The organism is Roseburia sp. AF22-2LB (assembly GCF_003461125.1).
GTDB lineage: Bacteria > Bacillota > Clostridia > Lachnospirales > Lachnospiraceae > Roseburia_C > Roseburia_C amylophila.
In genome coordinates this window covers 86,731-106,143 of sequence record NZ_QTWM01000009.1, presented here as the reverse complement: position 1 = coordinate 106,143, position 19,413 = coordinate 86,731, and the positions used below count along the sequence as shown (strand labels likewise).

The following is a 19,413-nucleotide window of genomic DNA, read 5'->3' as shown; positions in this document are numbered from 1 at the left end:
GGAAACATTCATGAAGTTACATGAGACAGGGGCATATCTCGTAAACGGATGTACCGTAGTAGAAGACAATAGCGAAGCATCCGCAGCTATTGCATCCATGACAGGCACTGCGGTAAGCAAAGAAGAAGCAGCAAAAAATACCATTGCATACGGTATTTTAAAGGACCACAACACATCTGGCAGCATGGAGAAGCTGAAAATCAAATTTGATAAGCTGACTTCCCATGACATTACATATGTTGGAATTATCCAGACAGCCAGAGCATCCGGACTGGAAAAGTTTCCAATTCCTTATGTACTGACCAACTGTCATAACAGCCTTTGTGCAGTAGGTGGAACCATCAACGAAGATGACCACATGTTTGGACTGACCTGTGCAAAGAAATACGGCGGAATCTATGTACCACCTCATCAGGCGGTTATTCACCAGTTTGCCCGTGAAATGCTTGCAGGCGGCGGAAAAATGATTCTTGGTTCTGATTCCCATACCCGTTACGGAGCACTGGGAACCATGGCAATGGGCGAAGGTGGACCGGAGCTTGTAAAACAGCTTTTAGAGCAGACTTATGATATCAATATGCCGGGCGTTGTAGCCGTATATTTAACCGGAGAACCGGTAAAAGGCGTTGGGCCGCAGGATATCGCACTGGCAATCATCGGTGAAGTATTTGCCAATGGCTATGTAAAGAATAAAGTAATGGAATTCGTAGGACCTGGTGTTGCAAACTTAAGCGTAGATTACCGTATCGGTGTAGACGTAATGACCACAGAGACTACCTGTCTTTCCTCTATCTGGGCAACTGATGAGAAAGTGAAAGAATTCTATGACATTCACGGAAGAGTAGAAGAATACAAAGAATTAAATCCGGGACAGGTTGCTTACTATGATGGCATGATTGAAATTGACTTAAGCACCATTCGTCCAATGATTGCAATGCCATTCCACCCAAGTAATACCTATACCATTGAAGAACTGAATGCAAACCTTATGGACATCTTGGATGACTGCGAGAAGAAAGCACAGGTAAGCTTCAATGGAGCAGTAGACTTAAATCTTAAGGATAAAGTCCGCAATGGAAAACTATATGTAGACCAGGGAATCATCGCAGGCTGTGCCGGTGGTGGATTTGAAAATATCTGTGATGCAGCAGACATCTTAGCGGGAAGCAGCATCGGACCGGATGAATTTACCTTAAGCGTATATCCGGCAAGTACCCCGATTTACATGGAACTGGTGAAAAACGGAGCTGTAGCAAAATTAATGGAGACAGGAGCAATCGTTAAGACTGCATTCTGCGGACCATGTTTCGGCGCAGGAGATACACCTGCTAACAATGCATTCTCCATCCGACATTCTACCAGAAACTTCCCGAACCGTGAAGGCTCCAAGGTACAGAACGGCCAGATTGCATCCGTAGCATTGATGGATGCCCGTTCTATTGCAGCAACCGCAGCAAACAAGGGATATTTAACCGCAGCAACTGATGTGGATGTGAACTTCAGTAAGCCAAAATATTTCTTTGATAAGACCATATATGAGAACCGTGTCTTTGACAGCCATGGTGTAGCAGATCCATCCGTAGAAATCCAGATGGGACCAAACATTAAAGACTGGCCGAAGATGGTAGCATTAACCGATAACCTCATCTTAAAAGTAGTATCCGAGATTCATGATCCGGTAACTACAACCGATGAGCTGATTCCTTCCGGAGAGACATCTTCTTATCGTTCTAATCCACTGGGACTGGCAGAGTTCACACTTTCCAGAAAAGACCCTGCATACGTTGGACGTGCCAAAGAAGTACAGAAGGCAGAAGCAGCAAGAGAAGCAGGCGAAGAACCATACGCTGTGCTGCCGGAATTAAAGGCAGCTGTAGATGCAATCCGTACACAGTTCCCGGATATCAATGAAGAGAATACCGGAATCGGAAGTACCATTTTTGCAGTAAAACCAGGCGACGGTTCTGCCCGTGAGCAGGCAGCATCCTGTCAGAAAGTATTAGGCGGCTGGGCAAACATTGCCAACGAATATGCAACCAAGCGTTATCGTTCCAACCTGATTAACTGGGGTATGCTTCCATTTATCATCAAAGAAGGAGAACTGCCATTTGCCAACGGAGACTATCTCTTTGTACCGGAAATCCGCAAAGCAGTAGAAGAGAAAGCTCCGGAAGTAAAAGCGTATGCCGTAAAAGACGGACAGTTAACCGAGTTCTCATTAACCTTGGGTGACCTTACTGACGAGGAGAGAGAGATTATCCGTAAAGGATGCCTCATTAACTATAACCGAAAATAATATCCGGAAAAAGAAGGAGAACGGAATGGAAGAAGATAAGAAAAAGAGCGGGAAAACAGAACATGAGATGCGCTGGTACATCAGCCTTGCAGTGCTGGTATTTGTACTGTTCTGCTGCTGCACAATGTTTTTCTTTATGATATACCGGTACAATGGTGTCTCAAAGGGTTGGGACACTATAATGAGGGTATTACAGCCGATTACCTTCGGACTTGTGATTGCATACCTCATTAATCCAATTATGAAATTCTTTGAAAAGCATTTGCTGCATTTCTTAGAACCAAGAGTGCAGAAAGAGAAGAAGTGCAGGAAGATTGCAAGGAGTATTGCAACCGGTGGAGCGGTAGTTGTCTTTGTATTAATTGTAATCCTGCTGTTTGCCATGATGATTCCGCAGTTAATCAGCAGTATTTCTGGAATGGTAAATTCCCTGCCAAAGCAGGTGGATTCATTTATTGACTGGTTCAATGGACTGACAAATTCAGATAATGAAATCATACAGTCATTAGAAACGAACATGATGGATATGGTAACGTACCTTGAAAACTGGGTAAAGGAGTCTTTCCTGCCAAACATCCAGACCTACATTACATCTATTACCAGTGGTGTAATCAATATGGTTAAGGTGCTGATGAATGCAATCATCGGACTTATCGTATCCGTTTATGTGCTGATGACGAAGGAGAAATTTATCGGTCAGTCCAAAAAAATTGTATATGCCATTTTCAAACCGGTGCGGGGCAATGTAATTATTGACACCTTCCGGAAGAGTAATGAAATATTCGGTGGATTTATTTCCGGTAAATTATTGGATTCCGCCATTATCGGTGTATTATGTTATATCTGTCTTCTGATTATGAAGATGCCATATACCCTGCTGGTTTCCGTATTCGTGGGATTGACCAACATTATTCCGTTTTTTGGCCCTTTTATCGGAGCAATACCGAGCGTTATTATCATCGCACTGGCAGATCCGATTAAGGGAATCTATTTCCTGATATTTATATTTATTTTGCAGCAGGTAGATGGAAATATTATCGGACCGAAGATTTTAGGAGATTCCACCGGACTGAATTCCTTCTGGGTGGTATTTGCCATCATGGTAGGCGGCGGACTCTTTGGAATCGGCGGAATGATTCTTGGTGTTCCGACCTTCGCAGTCATCTATTATATTATCGATAAGACCGTGGATTACTGTCTGCGGAAACGAAAGCTGCCGGAGGATACGGACGAATATATCCGCCTGGAAAAAGTCGATGAAAAGACCAATGAAATCGTACTTTTGAAGGAGCCGGTAGAGGAAGCCTCTGAGAAAAAGGAACTTCATATTCCATCTTTAAAGAAAAAAGAGAAAAAGTAAATTCTGGTAAGGAAATAAATAATCCGGAGAATGATAGCAGATAAAATGTTATGATTCTTCGGATTTTTTTTACAGGAAATTGTTTTCTGTAAAGTAAAAAACGCTCCGCGAGGATGCGCACTGCGGCGTATAAGGTAGATGTCGCAAGCGACCGCCGCAGGTGCGAGAATGTGCCAAGGCACATTCTTTGTTAAACATGAAAAAGTCCGTCGTGCCGGTTCGATTATTTTTGACAGAAGGCACCCCTTATGGTACACTTAAAACAATAATTGGGGTCAGTATACCCTGACGAAAAAAGACGAATTTAAGTTTACTTGAAATAGATATTGAGGTGACATATTTTGGATAAATATGAATACAAATTAAAACTAGATGAAATAAAAAATCTGATGGCGAAGAAGCAGTATACAGAAGCTGCTGAAATTGCTGACAGTATCAACTGGCGAAAGGTCCGTAATGTCAACGCACTGATGAAAGCCGGAGATATTTATGCACAGATTGGTCGTTATGATGAAGCAAAAGAGATTCTCCTGATGGCATATGACCGTTCTCCTATCGGACGAATGATTATCTATAAGCTGGCAGAGATTGCCATCAAAACGAAGGAATTTGATGAAGCACAGGAATATTATGATGAGTTTGTAGAGATTGCACCCCATGATAATTTGAAATATATTCTCCGCTATGAGATGAATAAAGCAAAGGGTGCAGGTCTGGATGTCTTAATTCAGATTCTCGAAGAATTAAAGGAACAGGAATATACCGAGAAATGGGCATTTGAACTGGCATATTTATATCATCAGGCAGGACGCAGCGAAGAATGTATCAATGCCTGTGATGAACTGATTCTCTGGTTTGGCGATGGTCCATATGTAGAGAAAGCACTGGAATTAAAGATGCTTTATCAGCCGTTAAACCGGGCACAGGAGGACAAGTACCGCCAGTTTAAACAACGGAAGGACGGAATTGTGGAAGTGCGGCCGGAGGATTATCTGGAATCCGGTGAGATTATCAAGGAGCCGGTACAGATTAAACCGGTAACCACCAATGCAGAGAAATTTAATACGGTAAACCTGCAGGAAGAATTAGCCCGCAGCATGCAGCAGATTATGAATGCCACAGAGAAGGAAGAAGTGGCAGATACCATGCAGGGAATCAAGAAAATTGTAGAAGAGATTCCTTATTTACAGCTCCCACAGGATGAAGAAGCACAGAAAGAGCGTTTTGCGGATATCCCAACCGATGAAGAAATCGATGGCTCCCTGAAAATTAATTTCCAGGAGATGTTAGGCGAAGATTATGATGGTCAGATGCGTATGGTAGTCCCGGAGAAGAGTGCATTAGAAGCACAGATTACCGGACAGATGAGCATACAGGATATTTTAGAGGAGTGGGAGAAGACCAAGCGTGCCGCAGAGAAAGCATTACAGGAAGCGGAGCAGCAGAAGTTAGAATCTGCCAAGGCAAAGGCATTAGCAGAAGCCGGAGATATCATGGAGCGTCTTGCAGATGTAATTCCGCAGCTGGATGCAGGACTTACCTCCAAAGAATTATTAGAAAAAGAATACTTAGGCAAGCTGCCGGAGGAAGAAGCCGGACAACTTGTTGCCAATATGAATGATATTTTGCAGCAGCAGATTGATTCCATCAGTCAGGCAAATGCGAAAATCGATGAATTCCTAGCTGCCGGTGTACCGGGACAGAGCGGAGAGGCGGCTGCAGGTGCAGCAGATGCGATGGAAATTCCGGAAGAAGAAGGTATTGCAGCTGCCGATGAAGAAGAGCCGGCTGGCACAGAAGAAATGACAGAACTTTCTCCGGAAGAAGAACTCCCAGAGATTGCACTGCCGGACGATATAGCAGAAGAAGTGGCAGCAACAGAAGCAGAGGAAGTATCCGATGCTGCAGAAGAAGTCTTACCGAATATACAGTTAGAACCGGAAGCTGAGACAGAGGATGCAAAGCCGGAGGAGAAACTTCCGGAGATTGCAGAGCCGAATTTAGATGAGGATAACATCGGAGAGAGAAAACCGATTACCCATCTTTCCAAGGAGCAGAAAGCTATCTTTACTTATTTTGTTCCGGTATCCGGAATGGAGCCGCAGATCTGTCAGGCAATGGAAGGATCCATTGAACATTTAGAAAAGGGAATCAAAGGTGGAAACATCCTGATTCAGGGAGCAAGAGGAAGCGGTAAGACCGTACTTGCCACCGCACTGGTGAAGGCAATCCAGAATGAAATCGGAAAGCCGGGCAAGCGTGTCGGAAAGATAGATGCCGTTTCATTAAACCAGAAAAATATCCCGGAGCTTTTAAAGAAAGTTGCCGGTGGATGTCTTATTATAGAAAAAATCGGAGGAATCAACCGGGAGACAGCCGTGAAATTATCACTGGCATTAGAAGCAGATGATACCGGAATTCTTGTAATCGCAGAAGATACAAGAGAGGGAATCACCAAAGCAATGGGAAGAGATGAGTCCTTTGCCAAAAGATTTACCGAGAAGATTACGCTTCCGATATTTACCAGTGATGAGCTGGTATCCTTTGCAAAATCGTATGCCCACGAACTGACCTATGAAATAGATGAGATGGCGGTTCTTGCTCTATACAACAGAATTAGTAACATTCAACGCTTAGACAGAGCGACCACGCTGACCGAGGTGAAAGAAATCGTGGACGAAGCAATTGCCAATTCCGAGAAATTCAGCATTAAGAAAGTATTTTTCTCGAAGAAATACAAGGATGATGATTATGTCATTCTTCATGAAAAGGATTTCGAAGAATAGGAAAGAAAGAAACGAGGTGTAGTATAAATGGGGAACTTCACAGAACTGGACATGTATTTATTTGGCCAGGCAACACACTATGATATTTACAAGAAACTGGGAGCTCATCCGGCAGAGATAAGGAAGAAAAAGGGGATTCTTTTCGATGTCTGGGCACCACATGCTGCAGAAGTCTATGTCATTGGAACCTTTAATGACTGGAATGAGACAGCAAATCCGATGCGGCGGTTAGAGCCGGCGGGAATTGGAATTTTTGAAGCATTTATTCCAAAGGCAGAGCTGGGAGACTTATACAAATATCTGATTATCACACCAGATGGACGGAAATTGTATAAAGCAGATCCATATGCCAACTATGCAGAGGTACGTCCGGGAACAGCATCCCGTATTGCAGACATTGAGCATTTCAAATGGACTGACGATAAGTGGATGGACAAACGGAAACAGACAGAAGATGTCTATGCAGAGCCAATGGCAATTTACGAGGTACATCTGGGTTCCTGGATGCGCCATCCGGGAAGAGAAGATGATGGATATTATTCCTATCGTGAAATGGCAGAAGCACTGACGAAATATGTTAAAGGCATGGGATATTCCCATGTAGAATTAATGGGAATTTCCGAATACCCATACGATGGCTCCTGGGGCTATCAGGTAACCGGCTACTATGCACCGACTTCACGGTATGGAACGCCGGAGGATTTTGCTTATCTGGTAAACTACCTGCATAAGCATGGCATCGGCGTTATCTTGGACTGGGTACCGGCACATTTCCCGAAGGATGCCCACGGACTGGCTGACTTTGATGGCTGCCCGTTATATGAATATGCCGACCCGCGGATGGGCGAGCATCCGGAGTGGGGAACCAAGATTTTCAATTATGGAAAATCAGAAGTAAAGAACTTCTTAATTGGAAGTGCCTTAATGTGGATTGAACATTATCACATTGATGGACTCCGTGTAGATGCGGTGGCATCCATGTTATATCTTGACTATGGCAAGAAGGACGGACAGTGGATTGCCAATAAATATGGCGAGAACAAGAACTTAGAAGCCATCGAATTCTTCCGCCATATCAATACCTTAATTACCGGAAGAAATCACGGTACTGTCATGATTGCAGAGGAATCTACCGCATGGCCGATGGTAACCGGACCAGCAGACAAGGGTGGATTGAATTTCACATACAAATGGAATATGGGATGGATGCATGATTTCTTGGATTACATGTCCTTAGACCCATATTTCCGTAAAAATAATCATCACAAGATGACTTTCGCCATGAGTTATAACAACTCTGAAAAATACATTCTGGTGCTGTCTCATGATGAAGTGGTGCATCTGAAGAAATCCATGTGGGAGAAGATGCCGGGTGATGAGGAAGACAAATTCCGTAATTTAAAGAGCGCATACTCCTTTATGATGGGACATCCGGGCAAGAAGCTCCTCTTTATGGGACAGGATTTCGGACAGCTTCGTGAGTGGAGCGAAGAGCGTGAATTAGACTGGTATCTTATGGAAGAACCACGTCATAGACAGTTAAATGAATACTTCCGTGAACTGCTTCATATTTACCGGAAATATCCGGCAATGTATGAGCAGGACAGTGACTGGAACGGATTTGAATGGATTAATGCAAATGATGCAGACCGAAGCATCTACAGCTTCGTCCGCAAGAGCAAGAATGGCAAGAACTCTCTTCTCTTTGTCTGCAACATGACACCGGTAGCCAGAGATGATTACCGTGTAGGTGTACCAAAGAAAGGTACTTACCATCTGCTGTTAAACAGCAATGAAGTCCGTTTCGGCGGTACAGAAGCAGATAAGAGCAGACCGGCAAGCTACAAGGCAGTGAAGTCGGAATGCGATGGCAAAGCGTATTCCATTTCCTATCCATTGCCGCCATTTGGTGTCGCAGTGTTCCGGGTAATGTAGAGGACAGAAAAAAATCGCATGAGTGGGAAATATGAATTTTTTATAAAATTAAGAATTATGGATTGACATATTTTTTCAATGTGATTAGTATAATATTAAAGACAGGCAACTTGAGTGTCTGCCAAGCGTGGAGGTAAGGTGTTGTGCCAGAGAGCAGTGCCTTACGAGCTTTATAAGGGTTTGACATTTACCACAATCTGGCTAGAGACCGTGGGTTTCGAAAGAAAATGTCGGAGGCTCTGCTAATTTTAGCAGAGCCTTTCTTTTTACGTGAGTAGCGAGAAAAATCTGAGAGAAAAGAAGGAGCCAAGCTTGCTTGAGTGAACTTCTTTTCTACTCAGATTTGGCGAGCAACGCGATAACTCGAGAAACTCGCAAAGCATGTTTCTCGTAGTTTATACATAATTAGGAGGAACTGACTTTATGCGAAATATAAAAGATTGTGTAAGTGCTTTCCTTCCGCTTTTAAATACTGAATACAAGATTGTATTGGGGAGAAAAGAGGTAGCTGTAACTCTAAGAATTACTTTTGATAAAAAGGACTGCTTTCATTTGATGGGATTACAGTATTTGGTTGATCGACCTGAATTAAATCGAGACAGAGGAAAAGTATTTGATGGAATAATGTCGGGAAGCATTAGCACAGAACAAGTTGAGTCATCGGATTTTTATAAAAGAATAGAAGAAAGAGTGAATTTCCTTCCGTTGTTGGAGCAGTTATTAGATAGTAATGATACAATATTTAAGTATAACAAGAAGGCAAATATGTATTCTATGATAGAGGCTGATTATCTGATGAAAAATAAAATGGAAGAGAAAGATTTATATCTGTTTTTATCGCATGCTACAGATGATAAGTATTTTTGCAGGTCATTCTTTCCGAAAGGGGAAAAAGATTATACCAAGAAGCAGGCTTCATGGACCCTGTTATATAAAAAGAAATATAATTTGAACACAGGTGAAGAAATTGTTTTGTATGACAGGTTAAAAAAATAATAATATGTATATTAGCAAGCCATTTGGATGAAATTCCAGATGGCTGTTTTATTTACGCGAGTAGCGAGAAAAATCTGGGAGAAAAGAAGGAGCCAAGCTTGCTTGAGTGAACTCCTTTTCTACTCAGATTTGGCGAGCAACGCGATAACTCGAGAAACTCGCAAAGCGTGTTTCTCGTAGTTGCTGTATGAAAGTAAATATAAGCAAAAAGTGAAGCCCAAAATTATAAAAAGATAATAAATTTCATAAATAAATGATGAAAAATAGAGATTGTGAAAAATATTTTCCAGTTGTTTTCAATGGCTTGTTTCTGCGGTTTAAGTGCCTTAAGATGAAGGTAAATAAAATACAGCAGAAAGGAGAAGAACGTGTATAATCATTTATTTCAGCCAATTTCTATTAATGGAATGATATTAAAAAATAGAATTGTGGCAACACCGACAGGTGATGATTTTGAAGAAAAAGCATTGGGCGGTGCAGCACTTGTAATTGCGGGACATGCAATAGTAGAACCGGGACGTTCCAGTTTTGCAAGTCCGGAAGAACCGTATCCATTTGCCAAGTATGAAAGAGAAGCCACCAGAAAGAAAGTGTTGAAGATTCACAAAGGCGGAGCGAAAGCTTCTATCGAAATCTTTCACGCAGGACAGGATGCAAGAACGGTGGATTATGCGAAAGGACCGTCTGGATTTATCCGCCCGGATGGAGTGGAAGTAAAGGAAATGGATGAAGCGTTGATGGAAGAAACGTTGCAGTGGTATGCCGAGACCGCAGCAAGTGCAAGAAAAATTGGTTTCGATTCCATTTTTCTTCACTTCGGACATGGCTGGCTTCCGGCACAGTTCCTTTCCCCACATTACAATCACCGGACAGATTCCTACGGTGGAAGCATCGAAAACCGCAGCCGTTTTCCACTTCGGATATTAGAAACCGTCCGGAAAGCAGTTGGAAAAGATTATCCGATTGATATGCGTGTCAGTGCCTATGAATGGATTGAAGATTCCATAAGCTTTGAGGATGTGATGTACTTCCTGAAGCAGGCAGAGCGGTATGTGGATACTGTTCAGATTTCATCTGGAATTGATAAAGTGTTTGAAGCAAATGTGCATTGCATCACAACCAATCTGGAAGAAGAAATGCCGAATCTCAAATGGGCAAAAATTGCAAAACAGGAGCTTAAGATTCCGGTTTCTGTGGTCAGCGCCGTTATGACGCCGGAAATGGCAGATGAAATTATTGCAAAGGGTTACGTGGATATGGTGGCATTTGGAAGAACACTTCTGGCAGACCCGAACTGGCCGAAGAAAGCACTGGAGGGGCATCCGGAAGACATTGTTCCGTGTCTCAGATGCTCCAACTGTTATCACATTTCCACAGACCACTGGAATGTAGGCTGCTCGGTAAATCCAAGATATCACAATGAGGAATTTATTCCATCAGGTCTTGATTTGCCGGAAGCAAAAGAGAAAAAACATGTGGTAATCGTTGGTGGAGGACCGGCAGGCATGAAAGCTGCCATGACAGCATATGACCGGGGACATCAGGTGACATTGCTGGAAAAAGAAAGTGAACTGGGCGGCATGCTTCGCTTCATTGAAAAAGAAGCACACAAGGAAGAAGTTAAGCGGCTTTTAAATTATTACCGGACGCAGATGGCAAAAAGAAAGATAGAGGTTCGTCTGAACACAGAAGCAACACCGGAGTTCATAAAAGAGCTTCAGCCGGATTCATTGATAGTTGCCCTTGGTGCTACGGAGCGGGTTCTTCCGATTCCGGGAATTGATAATCCCAAGGTACAGCTTGCAACAAAAGCGATTATGCATCCGGAACAGCTAGGACAGGATATTGTAATCCTTGGTGGAGGAAGTATTGGATGCGAGATAGGATTGGAACTTGCCGAGCAGGGAAAGAATGTTTCCATTCTGGAACTGACCGATACACTGGCAGCAAATGCCAACTCTTTATACCGGGAAGCATTACGTCAGAAGTTTTTGCAGTATGAGAATCTTCACAGCCTGTTAAAATGCGGTTGCAGCAGAATCGAAGAGGATGTTGTTGTTTATAAGGATGAAAAGGGAGAAGAGAAGAGTATTTCCTATGACAACCTGATTCTTTCTACCGGACTTTCGGCACAGAAAAAGCTTGTAGAAGCATTTTACGGAATTTGTAAAGATACCATAGCAATTGGGGACTGTATCAGTCCATCGAACATTATGAATGCAAATTTTGAAGGGTTTGCAGCAGGATTAAATATATAAGAAAAATGTGAATTACACAAAAGAAAGGGGTAATACGAATGAAAGACTACTCAGAATTAATTCAGGCGGTTATCGCCGGCGTGGGTGGCACAGATAATATTGAAAGTTGTATTCACTGTGCAACAAGACTCCGTTTTACATTAAAGGATGGAGCAAAATTTGATCAGGCTTCCTTAAAGAAAGTAAAAGGTGTACTGGGAACCTTAATCGGCTCCGGATATTATCAGGTATTAATCGGACCAAATGTAGGTGATGTTTATGCACAGCTTGCAGAAGTTCCGGCACTGAAATCCAAATTAAAAGCAGAAAATCCAGCAGAAGCTGTGGATGAAGGGAAGAAGAAAGTCGGACTTTTAGACAGATTTACAAAAATGATGTCCGATGTATATGCACCGTATATTCCGATTCTGGCAACCGGTGGTATCGCATCCGGATTAATTGGATTACTGGCAAACCTTGGCGTAGTAGACAGCACAGGTCTTACTTACCAGACCTTTTATTCTATTTTTTATTCGCTGATTTATTTCTTCCCGATTCTGTTGGCATTTACAGCAGGAAAGCATTTTAAATGTAATCCATATGTAGCCGTAACACTGGGTGCATCCATTATGTATCCTGGTGTAGCAGACCTTCTGGTAACCGGTGAGAAAGCTTCCTTATTGGGAATTAACTTTACCGCATATAATTTCAGCGGTTCCTTTATCCCGATTTTACTGGCAATATTCTGCATGAGTTATTTTGAAAAATGGCTGAAAAAGATTTTGCCACAGGTAGTGCAGTTTATCCTTGTTCCATTCTTATGTTTGATTGTATTTGTTCCACTTAGCATTCTTGTATTTGGACCACTGGGCGGACTTGTTGCAAACGGAATTAATGCTGTATACGGTGTAATAAGCGCAAGCAAGATTCTTGTAGGCATTGTATTTGGTGGATTATTCTCCTTGGTAATCCTTCTTGGTATGCACTGGGCAGTTACTCCGATTCTACTTGGAATTATGGCAGAGCAGGGCTTTGAGCCGGCACTGGCAGCAGGTGGAATGGGCAACTATGCAGCACTTGGAATCTGCCTTGCAGTAGCAGTATTTGCAAAAAATGCAGGAGACAAGACAACTGCCGGCTCAGCAGCATTTACCAATGCACTTTGTGGTATTACAGAACCTGGACTTTACGGTATCATTTTAAGAAGCAAATGGTTGCTTGGAACAATGATTGTTTCCGGTGCAGCAGCAGGATTAGTTCTTGGAATCGGCGGTGTTGCAGCAACAAACTTCTCCTTCTCAGGACTTCTTGCTTTCAGTGGCTGGTTTGGATGTGTCAACTTCCCGATGTACTGCGTAGGAATTATTGTATCCATTGTTTTAGGATTCGGAATTACAGCATTCCTGCTTAAGAGCGGAAAAGTAAAAGAATATGACTAGAATATAATTGATGCGGGAAACCCGCAAAGCATATTTTAGGTAATTTACAATATCTTCCCTTTTTTTCCGGTGGATTCTCTGCTAAAATAAATGTAAAATTATTTGGCAAAGGCTGCCGGAAGAAAGGGAAATGCTATGATTATAGAAAAACTGATGAAGCAGGCAGACTTTACAGATGTTGAAAAAAGTATTGCAGCTTATTTGATGAAAAATGGGTTTGATGTAAAAAATATGTCCATTCAGTCCTTGGCGCGTGCGACTTTTTCGTCGCCGTCTACTATTACAAGATTTTGTAGAAAGCTGGGACTGGATGGATATAAAAAATTTCAGATTCTGTTTTATTCAGAATATGAAGCATTTGCAAATCAGGGCGTAGTAGATGCAAACTATCCTTTTTCGGGAAATGACTCTTTTGAACAGATAGCAAGGAAACTTGCAAAATTAAATAATGAGACTATAAGAAAAACAGTGTCTGGATTTGATTATAACCAGCTGCACCGCATTGTACAGCGGATGAGCAGAGCTGATATGATTAATGTTTTCAGTGTGGGTACATCTGCCACAGTAGCACTGGAATTTCAACAGAAAATGCTGCGTTTTGGTAAAATAGTAAACTTGACGATGAGTTCCTGTTTCCTGCCGGGCTATGCGCTGACAGCAACGGAGCACACCGTCAATCTTGCAATTTCCCAGTCTGGTGAAAACCGGGATGTGGTAGAAAGCTTAAAGCTTCTGAAAAAGAATAAACGGTACAGCGTAGGAATTACGGCAACTCCAGACAGCTCCGTGGCGAAAATGTGTCAGGAAGTCATCCTGGTGGACATCCAGGAGCAGGGCTCTTATGAAGAGAAAATAGATACGTTTGCGGTATATAGTGCATTCCATTTTATATTGGATTGCATGTTTTCATTTTTGTATCAGCTTGATTATGAAAGCAATGAAAAGGAGACAAAGGAAAAGGCGTATTTCATAAAAGAAAGCAAAGAGCAGTAGAAAGACAAGGATGTTGTCTATAGTTATGTAAACCAACCAGGCTTGGCAGCATAGAAGTGAAAAAAGAAAAGAAAGGCGGGAAATAGAGATGTTTTCCATTTTTAAAAATAAAGAAAATTCTGCAGAAGAGAACCAGACACCGGTTCTGAAAGCATATCTGTCGGGAAAAGTAATTCCGATTGAAGAAGTAAAGGATGAGGTATTTTCCTCAAAGGCGTTAGGTGATGGACTGGCAATTGAGCCGGAAGGAAATATTGTTACTGCTCCGTGTGCCGCAACAGTATCTTTATTAATGGATGATTCGAAACATGCGGTTGGAATGACGCTTTCCAACGGTGCAGAGATTCTGATTCATGAAGGAATCGATACCGTAAATATGCAGGGAGAAGGTTTCAAGTATTTTGTAAAACAGGGACAAAAGGTAAAAGCGGGAGACAAGCTCTTAGAATTTGACCCGGAGAAAATCAAAGCCCAGGGATATGAGAAAACCTGCATTCTGGTATTTACCAACGGAGATGAGTACCCGGATATGAAGATTCATACCGGAATGGATGCAGTACAGAACGAGACGGTAATCGTAGAATTTTAAGCTGGATAAAAGACACAGAGGCAGAATAAAAAATATAGAAAGATACCGGAACTCTGGAGGTTACTTGAAATATAAAGTAATCACCGGAGTTCTTTTCATTTTTGCCAAGGGCATTTCCGGATAATCCTTAAGTTTTCCGCGGAATCATCCGACATAATAAATTAGTAAGACATATGGACAGACCGTGAAAATGGAGGAATTTCATGCGGATAGAACAGAATCAGAAAATGGATGCCAATGTAGTGGTGACAGGAAACGCCAGACAGGACAATGTGGCAGCTGCGAAGAAGGACGCATCCATTGTAAGAATAGAAAAAGACAGAAAGGCAGATCGTCTGTTAGAGCAGCCGACTTATGGCAAGCCGGAAAAAGAGGGAAATGCCTTAGAGAAGATTAAGGAGCAGGCATCCAATCTGGACGCAACCCAGATGAAAAATGAGATGCTTTTTGCATCAGACCATACTACGGGAAAAGATGTAAAAGCAATGGAAGAAGATGGATTTTCCCTGACGGATACGGAGATTCCAACGGTAGTAACCGAGACCGATAAGATGAAGATGCGTCTGGCAAAGTCAGGAGAAGACATCAGCTATTTCGGGGACGGACTCAGTGATGCCCAGATTGAAGCGATGGCAGGAAGCACTGCAATGGCACAGCATATAGAATCAGCCCTGAATACCGTAAATATCCCGGTGACAGAGAATAATGTAAAAGATATTACAGAGACTGCCAATATGATGGAAGAACTTCATACACCGGATGAAGGAAGCATGAAATATATACTGGATAATGAACTGCCGGTTACCACTGCCAATTTGTACAAAGCAGAATTTTCCGGAAGTGCAACCTATGCCGGAATCCAGCAGATGACAGACCTTGATTATGATGCGTTAAAGCAGCAGATAGAAGCCGTAATATCCGAAAGCGGCATGGATGTCAATGAGCAGAATATGGCAGATGGCAGATGGCTCATTGAAAATGGTATTCCACTGACTGCAGAGAATTTGGAAAAGTTATCCACTTTACAGCAGTTACAGCTTCCACTTGGCGAAGAAGAAATCATAACGGTATCGGCAGAGGCAATTTCCGATGGAATCCGTCCGCAGGATGTCGTACTTTCCGGAAATGATTTCAAGGATCAGGCACAGGATGCATTGGACGTCATTACCAATGTAACGGATGAGGAACTTGCCTATGTGGTAAATTCCGGAGAACCGTTTACTATTGAGAATCTGAAAAAAGCTGCGGATGAGATAAAGAACAAGGACACAAAAGTTTCAGCGGCAGCGGATAAAACAGCTTATACGAAAAGCGGCTTAGACCTTCTGACTGCAAGAAGACAGTTAGAGGAAACCAGACTGAAAATGACCAGTGAAGCGAACCTTTCTTTACTGAAAAAAGGAATTTCCATTGATACCATGGAATTGTCCCAGCTGGTGGAAGAACTGAAAACACAGGAAAATGAATATTACAGCAGACTCCTTTCCGGGGATGGCATTGTACCAAAGGAAGCGGATGTGGCATTGTTCCGGAATGTCATGGACACATCTGAAGCATTAAAAGCGATGCCGGCATATGCTCTTGGAATCCATCCGGTAGATGAAACAACATTGCAGAGTCTCTATGAAGATGGAGCTGCCTTAAAGGATACCTTTGAAAAGGCAGGAGAACGATATGAGACTATGATGACCGCACCTCGTCAGGACATGGGAGATTCCATTTCCAAGGCATTCCGCAATGTGGATGATATTTTAAAGGATTTAGACCTGGAAACAAGCTATGGAAATCAGCGTGCCGTCAGAATCTTAGCTTATAACCAGATGGAGCTGACACCGGAAAATATTGCGGAAATGAAAGCTGCGGATGAAGAAGTGCAGCGGGCATTTGACCATTTAAAACCGGCAGTTGTCCGTACCATGATACAAGAAGGCATGAATCCACTGGATATGAGCTTTGAAGAGATAAATACCGTATCTGAGCAGATTCAGGAAGAACAGGGCATTACCGAAGAGGAAAAATTCAGTAAATACCTTTATAAATTAGAGCAGAATAAGGAAATCAGCGAAGAAGAACGAAGTGCTTATATTGGTGTATACCGGCTGATCCGTCAGGTAGAAAAGACAGACGGCGCAGCAATCGGAGCCTTGCTGCAGCAGGGCGGAGATATTACATTGCGTGGACTTCTGACTCAGGTTCGTTCCGCAAAGCATGGTGCCATGGATTATCAGGTAGATGATGATTTTGGAGGCGTACAGACCAAAGAAGGAGCCGGCATGTCCATTACGGAACAGATTGAGGGAGTGTACCAGAAGAATAAGCTTTCCGATGTGAAAGACGGACTGGCACCGGAGAAGGTGGCACCGTTTATGAAGGATGAAAAATGGCTTTCCATGACACCGGAAGAGCTGGCAGATGCCATGAAAGAAGTGGAGCAGAAAGAAGAAACAGAGGCAGCTTACCGGAAGGAACAGGTACAGGAGCTGTCCCAGGCAGCAGCGGCACCACAGGAAGTCTATGAGTGGTTAGAACAGCTTGATATGCCGGCAACCGTCAACCGGGTGCTTGCAGCGGCAGATTATATGAATAACCGGAATCAGGTATTTAACCGTCTGTTTAAGATGGCAGACCGGAGCGAAAATCTGTCAGAGGAACTGGAAAATATCAAAGAAAAAATATTTTCTGATTTTGCAGAGGCAGTTAAGACACCGAAGGAAATGGCAGAGGCTCAGCGGAAGCTGGAAGATACCGCTGAGAATGTCATGAAGACCATGATGATGTCGGAGGATAATCTTACAAGCCTTGATTTGCAGGAACTGAAAATGATGCATACCCAGATTGCTTTGGGAAGTGCGGCGGCAAAAAAAGAAGAATATGCAGTTCCGGTGCTGGTACAGGGCGAGACCTGCAATGTGTCTCTTAAGATTGTCCGTGGCGAAGAAAAGAAAGGTCTAGTAGACATCGTCTTTGAGACAGACCGCTTAGGAAGAGTGGCAGCACAGCTTCGTGCCGGCAAGGAAAAGATTTCCGGTTATATTGCAGCAGAATCCAAAGAGACCACTGCATTATTTGAAAGCCATGCGAAAGAGTGGGAAAATCTTTTTGCACAGGAGCCGGGACAGGAAGTCAGCATCAGCTATATGACCGGAGAAATAAAGAAGGATGGAATCCATCACAGCACAGAAGTTTCTTCTGAAAATACAGACAAGACGGAAGAAAAGAATTCTTCAGATACGGAAATTCAGACAAAGACACTTTATGGAATGGCAGAAAGTTTCCTAAAAGCGGTTAAGTCCTTAGAAAGGTAGTCCGATATACAATACATAAGACATGGAACGTCGATAGACCGCAAGGATGCGGGCATGAATGGAAGAAAGGAATTAAGATAAATGAAAGTAAACCATAACATGTCAGCGGTAATTACAAATAAACAGTTATTGCGTACAGAAAATAAAGTAACCGAGGCAATGGAGCGTCTGTCCTCCGGATTAAAGATTAATCATTCCAAAGATAATCCGGCAGGTATGGCAATTTCCAATAAATTAAATTTACAGATTGAAGGACTTGACCAGGCATCCCAGAATGCGTCTGATGGTATTTCCGTATTACAGACAACCGATGGAGCCTTAAATGAAGTGACTTCCCTGATACAGAGAATGCGTGAGCTTTCTGTACAGGCAGCCAGTGATTCCAATACACCGGATGATAAGAAAGCAATTCAGCAGGAAGTAGAAGAATTAAAGAAAGAAATTAACCGTGTCAGCAAGGATACCGAGTTCAATACCAAATCCTTACTGGATGGCAGCATCCAGCGAAGAGTATATGGAACCAACGCTACAAGAATGGCAGTATCCAGTAATGTAACCGCAGCAGATTATACCGTAACCATCAATCAGGCAGCTGAGACTGCAAAGAAGGATGCAGATACCGTTGCATTTAATGATATGACAGCAACAATCGGAGCGTCCGGTAAAATGAAAATTAACAGTTCATCCGTAGAAATAGAAGCAACCGATACCTATGAGCAGGTCTTTGAGAAAATCAGAACAGCCGGTGAGTTAGGCGAGACTACCGTAAAAGCAGATGGCGGTAAGCTTTCCTTTGAATCCACTGCATATGGAGAGACAGGCAAAGTAGAAATCACAATCAGCGATGCTGCGTTGGCAGCACAGCTTGGATTTAATTCCATGACACCGGCAGTATCTTACGGAACCAATGCTGAGGTAGATATTCATGCTGCAGGAAGCGGATTTTCAACCACTGCAACTGCCGCAGTCGATGGCAATAAAGTAACTATTACAGACCGTGATGGATTTGAAATGTCTTTTCTTACCAAGAGCGGACTTGCCGCGGGAAGCACTGTTAAATTAGAAGTGACCGATATTGGAACCATGGATCTTCAGGTAGGAGCCAATGAAAACCAGACCATTAAAGTAGATATTCCGGAGATTGATACCGAGACCTTATATCTGGATGATTTGGATGTAACAACCGTAACCGGAGCAGACCGGGCAATCGTTGCATTAGATAATGCACTGGCAAGAGTATCTTCTGTACGTTCTGCCATCGGAGCCTGTGAGAACCGTCTGGATTCTACTGTAGGAAGTCTTGATGAGACCAGCGAGGATATGACATCTGCACTTTCCCGTATTTCAGATGTAGATATGGCAGAGGAAATGACCAATTATACACAGCAGAATGTATTGTCCCAGGCAGCAATTTCCGTATTGTCTCAGGCAAATGATATTCCACAGCAGGTATTACAGTTACTTCAGTAATCAAAGG

At 42.8% G+C, this 19,413-nt stretch carries 11 protein-coding genes; all 11 read left to right on the top strand.

The genetic code is table 11. From position 1 onward, the window contains the following. The first annotated feature begins 10 nt into the window (after positions 1 to 10). The 11 genes from DWX96_RS12475 to DWX96_RS12425 all read left to right on the top strand — a co-directional run bounded on the left by DWX96_RS12475 (position 11) and on the right by DWX96_RS12425 (position 19,406). Positions 11 to 2,296 carry a hydratase gene (locus tag DWX96_RS12475; RefSeq protein WP_022242856.1) on the top strand — a complete coding sequence of 762 codons (2,286 nt, stop codon included), beginning with the start codon at positions 11 to 13 and terminating at the stop codon, positions 2,294 to 2,296. 25 nt (positions 2,297 to 2,321) lie between these two features. Further along, positions 2,322 to 3,656 carry an AI-2E family transporter gene (locus DWX96_RS12470; protein WP_118057597.1) on the top strand — a complete coding sequence of 445 codons (1,335 nt, stop codon included), beginning with the start codon at positions 2,322 to 2,324 and terminating at the stop codon, positions 3,654 to 3,656. Between the two features lie 341 nt (positions 3,657 to 3,997). Continuing rightward, entirely contained in the window at positions 3,998 to 6,442 is a 2,445-nt protein-coding gene (locus DWX96_RS12465; RefSeq protein WP_118057598.1) for a tetratricopeptide repeat protein, read from the top strand. A 27-nt stretch (positions 6,443 to 6,469) separates the two neighbouring features. Continuing rightward, a complete protein-coding gene (gene glgB, locus DWX96_RS12460; protein ID WP_117698780.1) occupies positions 6,470 to 8,377 on the top strand; it encodes a 1,4-alpha-glucan branching protein GlgB in 1,908 nt (635 codons plus the stop codon). 423 nt (positions 8,378 to 8,800) lie between these two features. Continuing rightward, a complete protein-coding gene (locus DWX96_RS12455; protein WP_117841874.1) occupies positions 8,801 to 9,373 on the top strand; it encodes a PBECR4 domain-containing protein in 573 nt (190 codons plus the stop codon). A 368-nt stretch (positions 9,374 to 9,741) separates the two neighbouring features. Continuing rightward, positions 9,742 to 11,631 carry an oxidoreductase gene (locus tag DWX96_RS12450; RefSeq protein ID WP_197420824.1) on the top strand — a complete coding sequence of 630 codons (1,890 nt, stop codon included), beginning with the start codon at positions 9,742 to 9,744 and terminating at the stop codon, positions 11,629 to 11,631. Between the two features lie 38 nt (positions 11,632 to 11,669). Continuing rightward, positions 11,670 to 13,049: a PTS transporter subunit EIIC gene (locus DWX96_RS12445; RefSeq protein ID WP_118057599.1), complete on the top strand. Its 1,380-nt coding sequence runs from the start codon at positions 11,670 to 11,672 to the stop codon at positions 13,047 to 13,049. 135 nt (positions 13,050 to 13,184) lie between these two features. Beyond that, positions 13,185 to 14,042 (top strand): MurR/RpiR family transcriptional regulator, encoded by an 858-nt coding sequence (locus DWX96_RS12440; protein WP_147337986.1) that lies wholly within the window; start codon positions 13,185 to 13,187, stop codon positions 14,040 to 14,042. An 88-nt stretch (positions 14,043 to 14,130) separates the two neighbouring features. Next, positions 14,131 to 14,631 carry a PTS sugar transporter subunit IIA gene (locus DWX96_RS12435; protein ID WP_118057601.1) on the top strand — a complete coding sequence of 167 codons (501 nt, stop codon included), beginning with the start codon at positions 14,131 to 14,133 and terminating at the stop codon, positions 14,629 to 14,631. Between the two features lie 203 nt (positions 14,632 to 14,834). Then, the gene (locus DWX96_RS12430; protein ID WP_118083007.1) at positions 14,835 to 17,936 is read left to right on the top strand and encodes a DUF6240 domain-containing protein; all 3,102 of its coding nucleotides are present in this window, start codon (positions 14,835 to 14,837) and stop codon (positions 17,934 to 17,936) included. Between the two features lie 81 nt (positions 17,937 to 18,017). Beyond that, positions 18,018 to 19,406: a flagellin N-terminal helical domain-containing protein gene (locus DWX96_RS12425; RefSeq protein WP_118057603.1), complete on the top strand. Its 1,389-nt coding sequence runs from the start codon at positions 18,018 to 18,020 to the stop codon at positions 19,404 to 19,406. Positions 19,407 to 19,413 lie beyond the last annotated feature (7 nt).

Excerpts from the sequence above, each read along its gene's own strand:
- DWX96_RS12475 (WP_022242856.1), top strand. The coding sequence starts at position 11 with ATGAAGTTACATGAGACAGGGGCATATCTCGTAAACGGATGTACCGTA.
- DWX96_RS12470 (WP_118057597.1), top strand. The coding sequence starts at position 2,322 with ATGGAAGAAGATAAGAAAAAGAGCGGGAAAACAGAACATGAGATGCGC.
- glgB (WP_117698780.1), top strand. The coding sequence starts at position 6,470 with ATGGGGAACTTCACAGAACTGGACATGTATTTATTTGGCCAGGCAACA.
- DWX96_RS12455 (WP_117841874.1), top strand. The coding sequence starts at position 8,801 with ATGCGAAATATAAAAGATTGTGTAAGTGCTTTCCTTCCGCTTTTAAAT.
- DWX96_RS12445 (WP_118057599.1), top strand. The coding sequence starts at position 11,670 with ATGAAAGACTACTCAGAATTAATTCAGGCGGTTATCGCCGGCGTGGGT.
- DWX96_RS12440 (WP_147337986.1), top strand. The coding sequence starts at position 13,185 with ATGATTATAGAAAAACTGATGAAGCAGGCAGACTTTACAGATGTTGAA.
- DWX96_RS12435 (WP_118057601.1), top strand. The coding sequence starts at position 14,131 with ATGTTTTCCATTTTTAAAAATAAAGAAAATTCTGCAGAAGAGAACCAG.
- DWX96_RS12430 (WP_118083007.1), top strand. The coding sequence starts at position 14,835 with ATGCGGATAGAACAGAATCAGAAAATGGATGCCAATGTAGTGGTGACA.
- DWX96_RS12425 (WP_118057603.1), top strand. The coding sequence starts at position 18,018 with ATGAAAGTAAACCATAACATGTCAGCGGTAATTACAAATAAACAGTTA.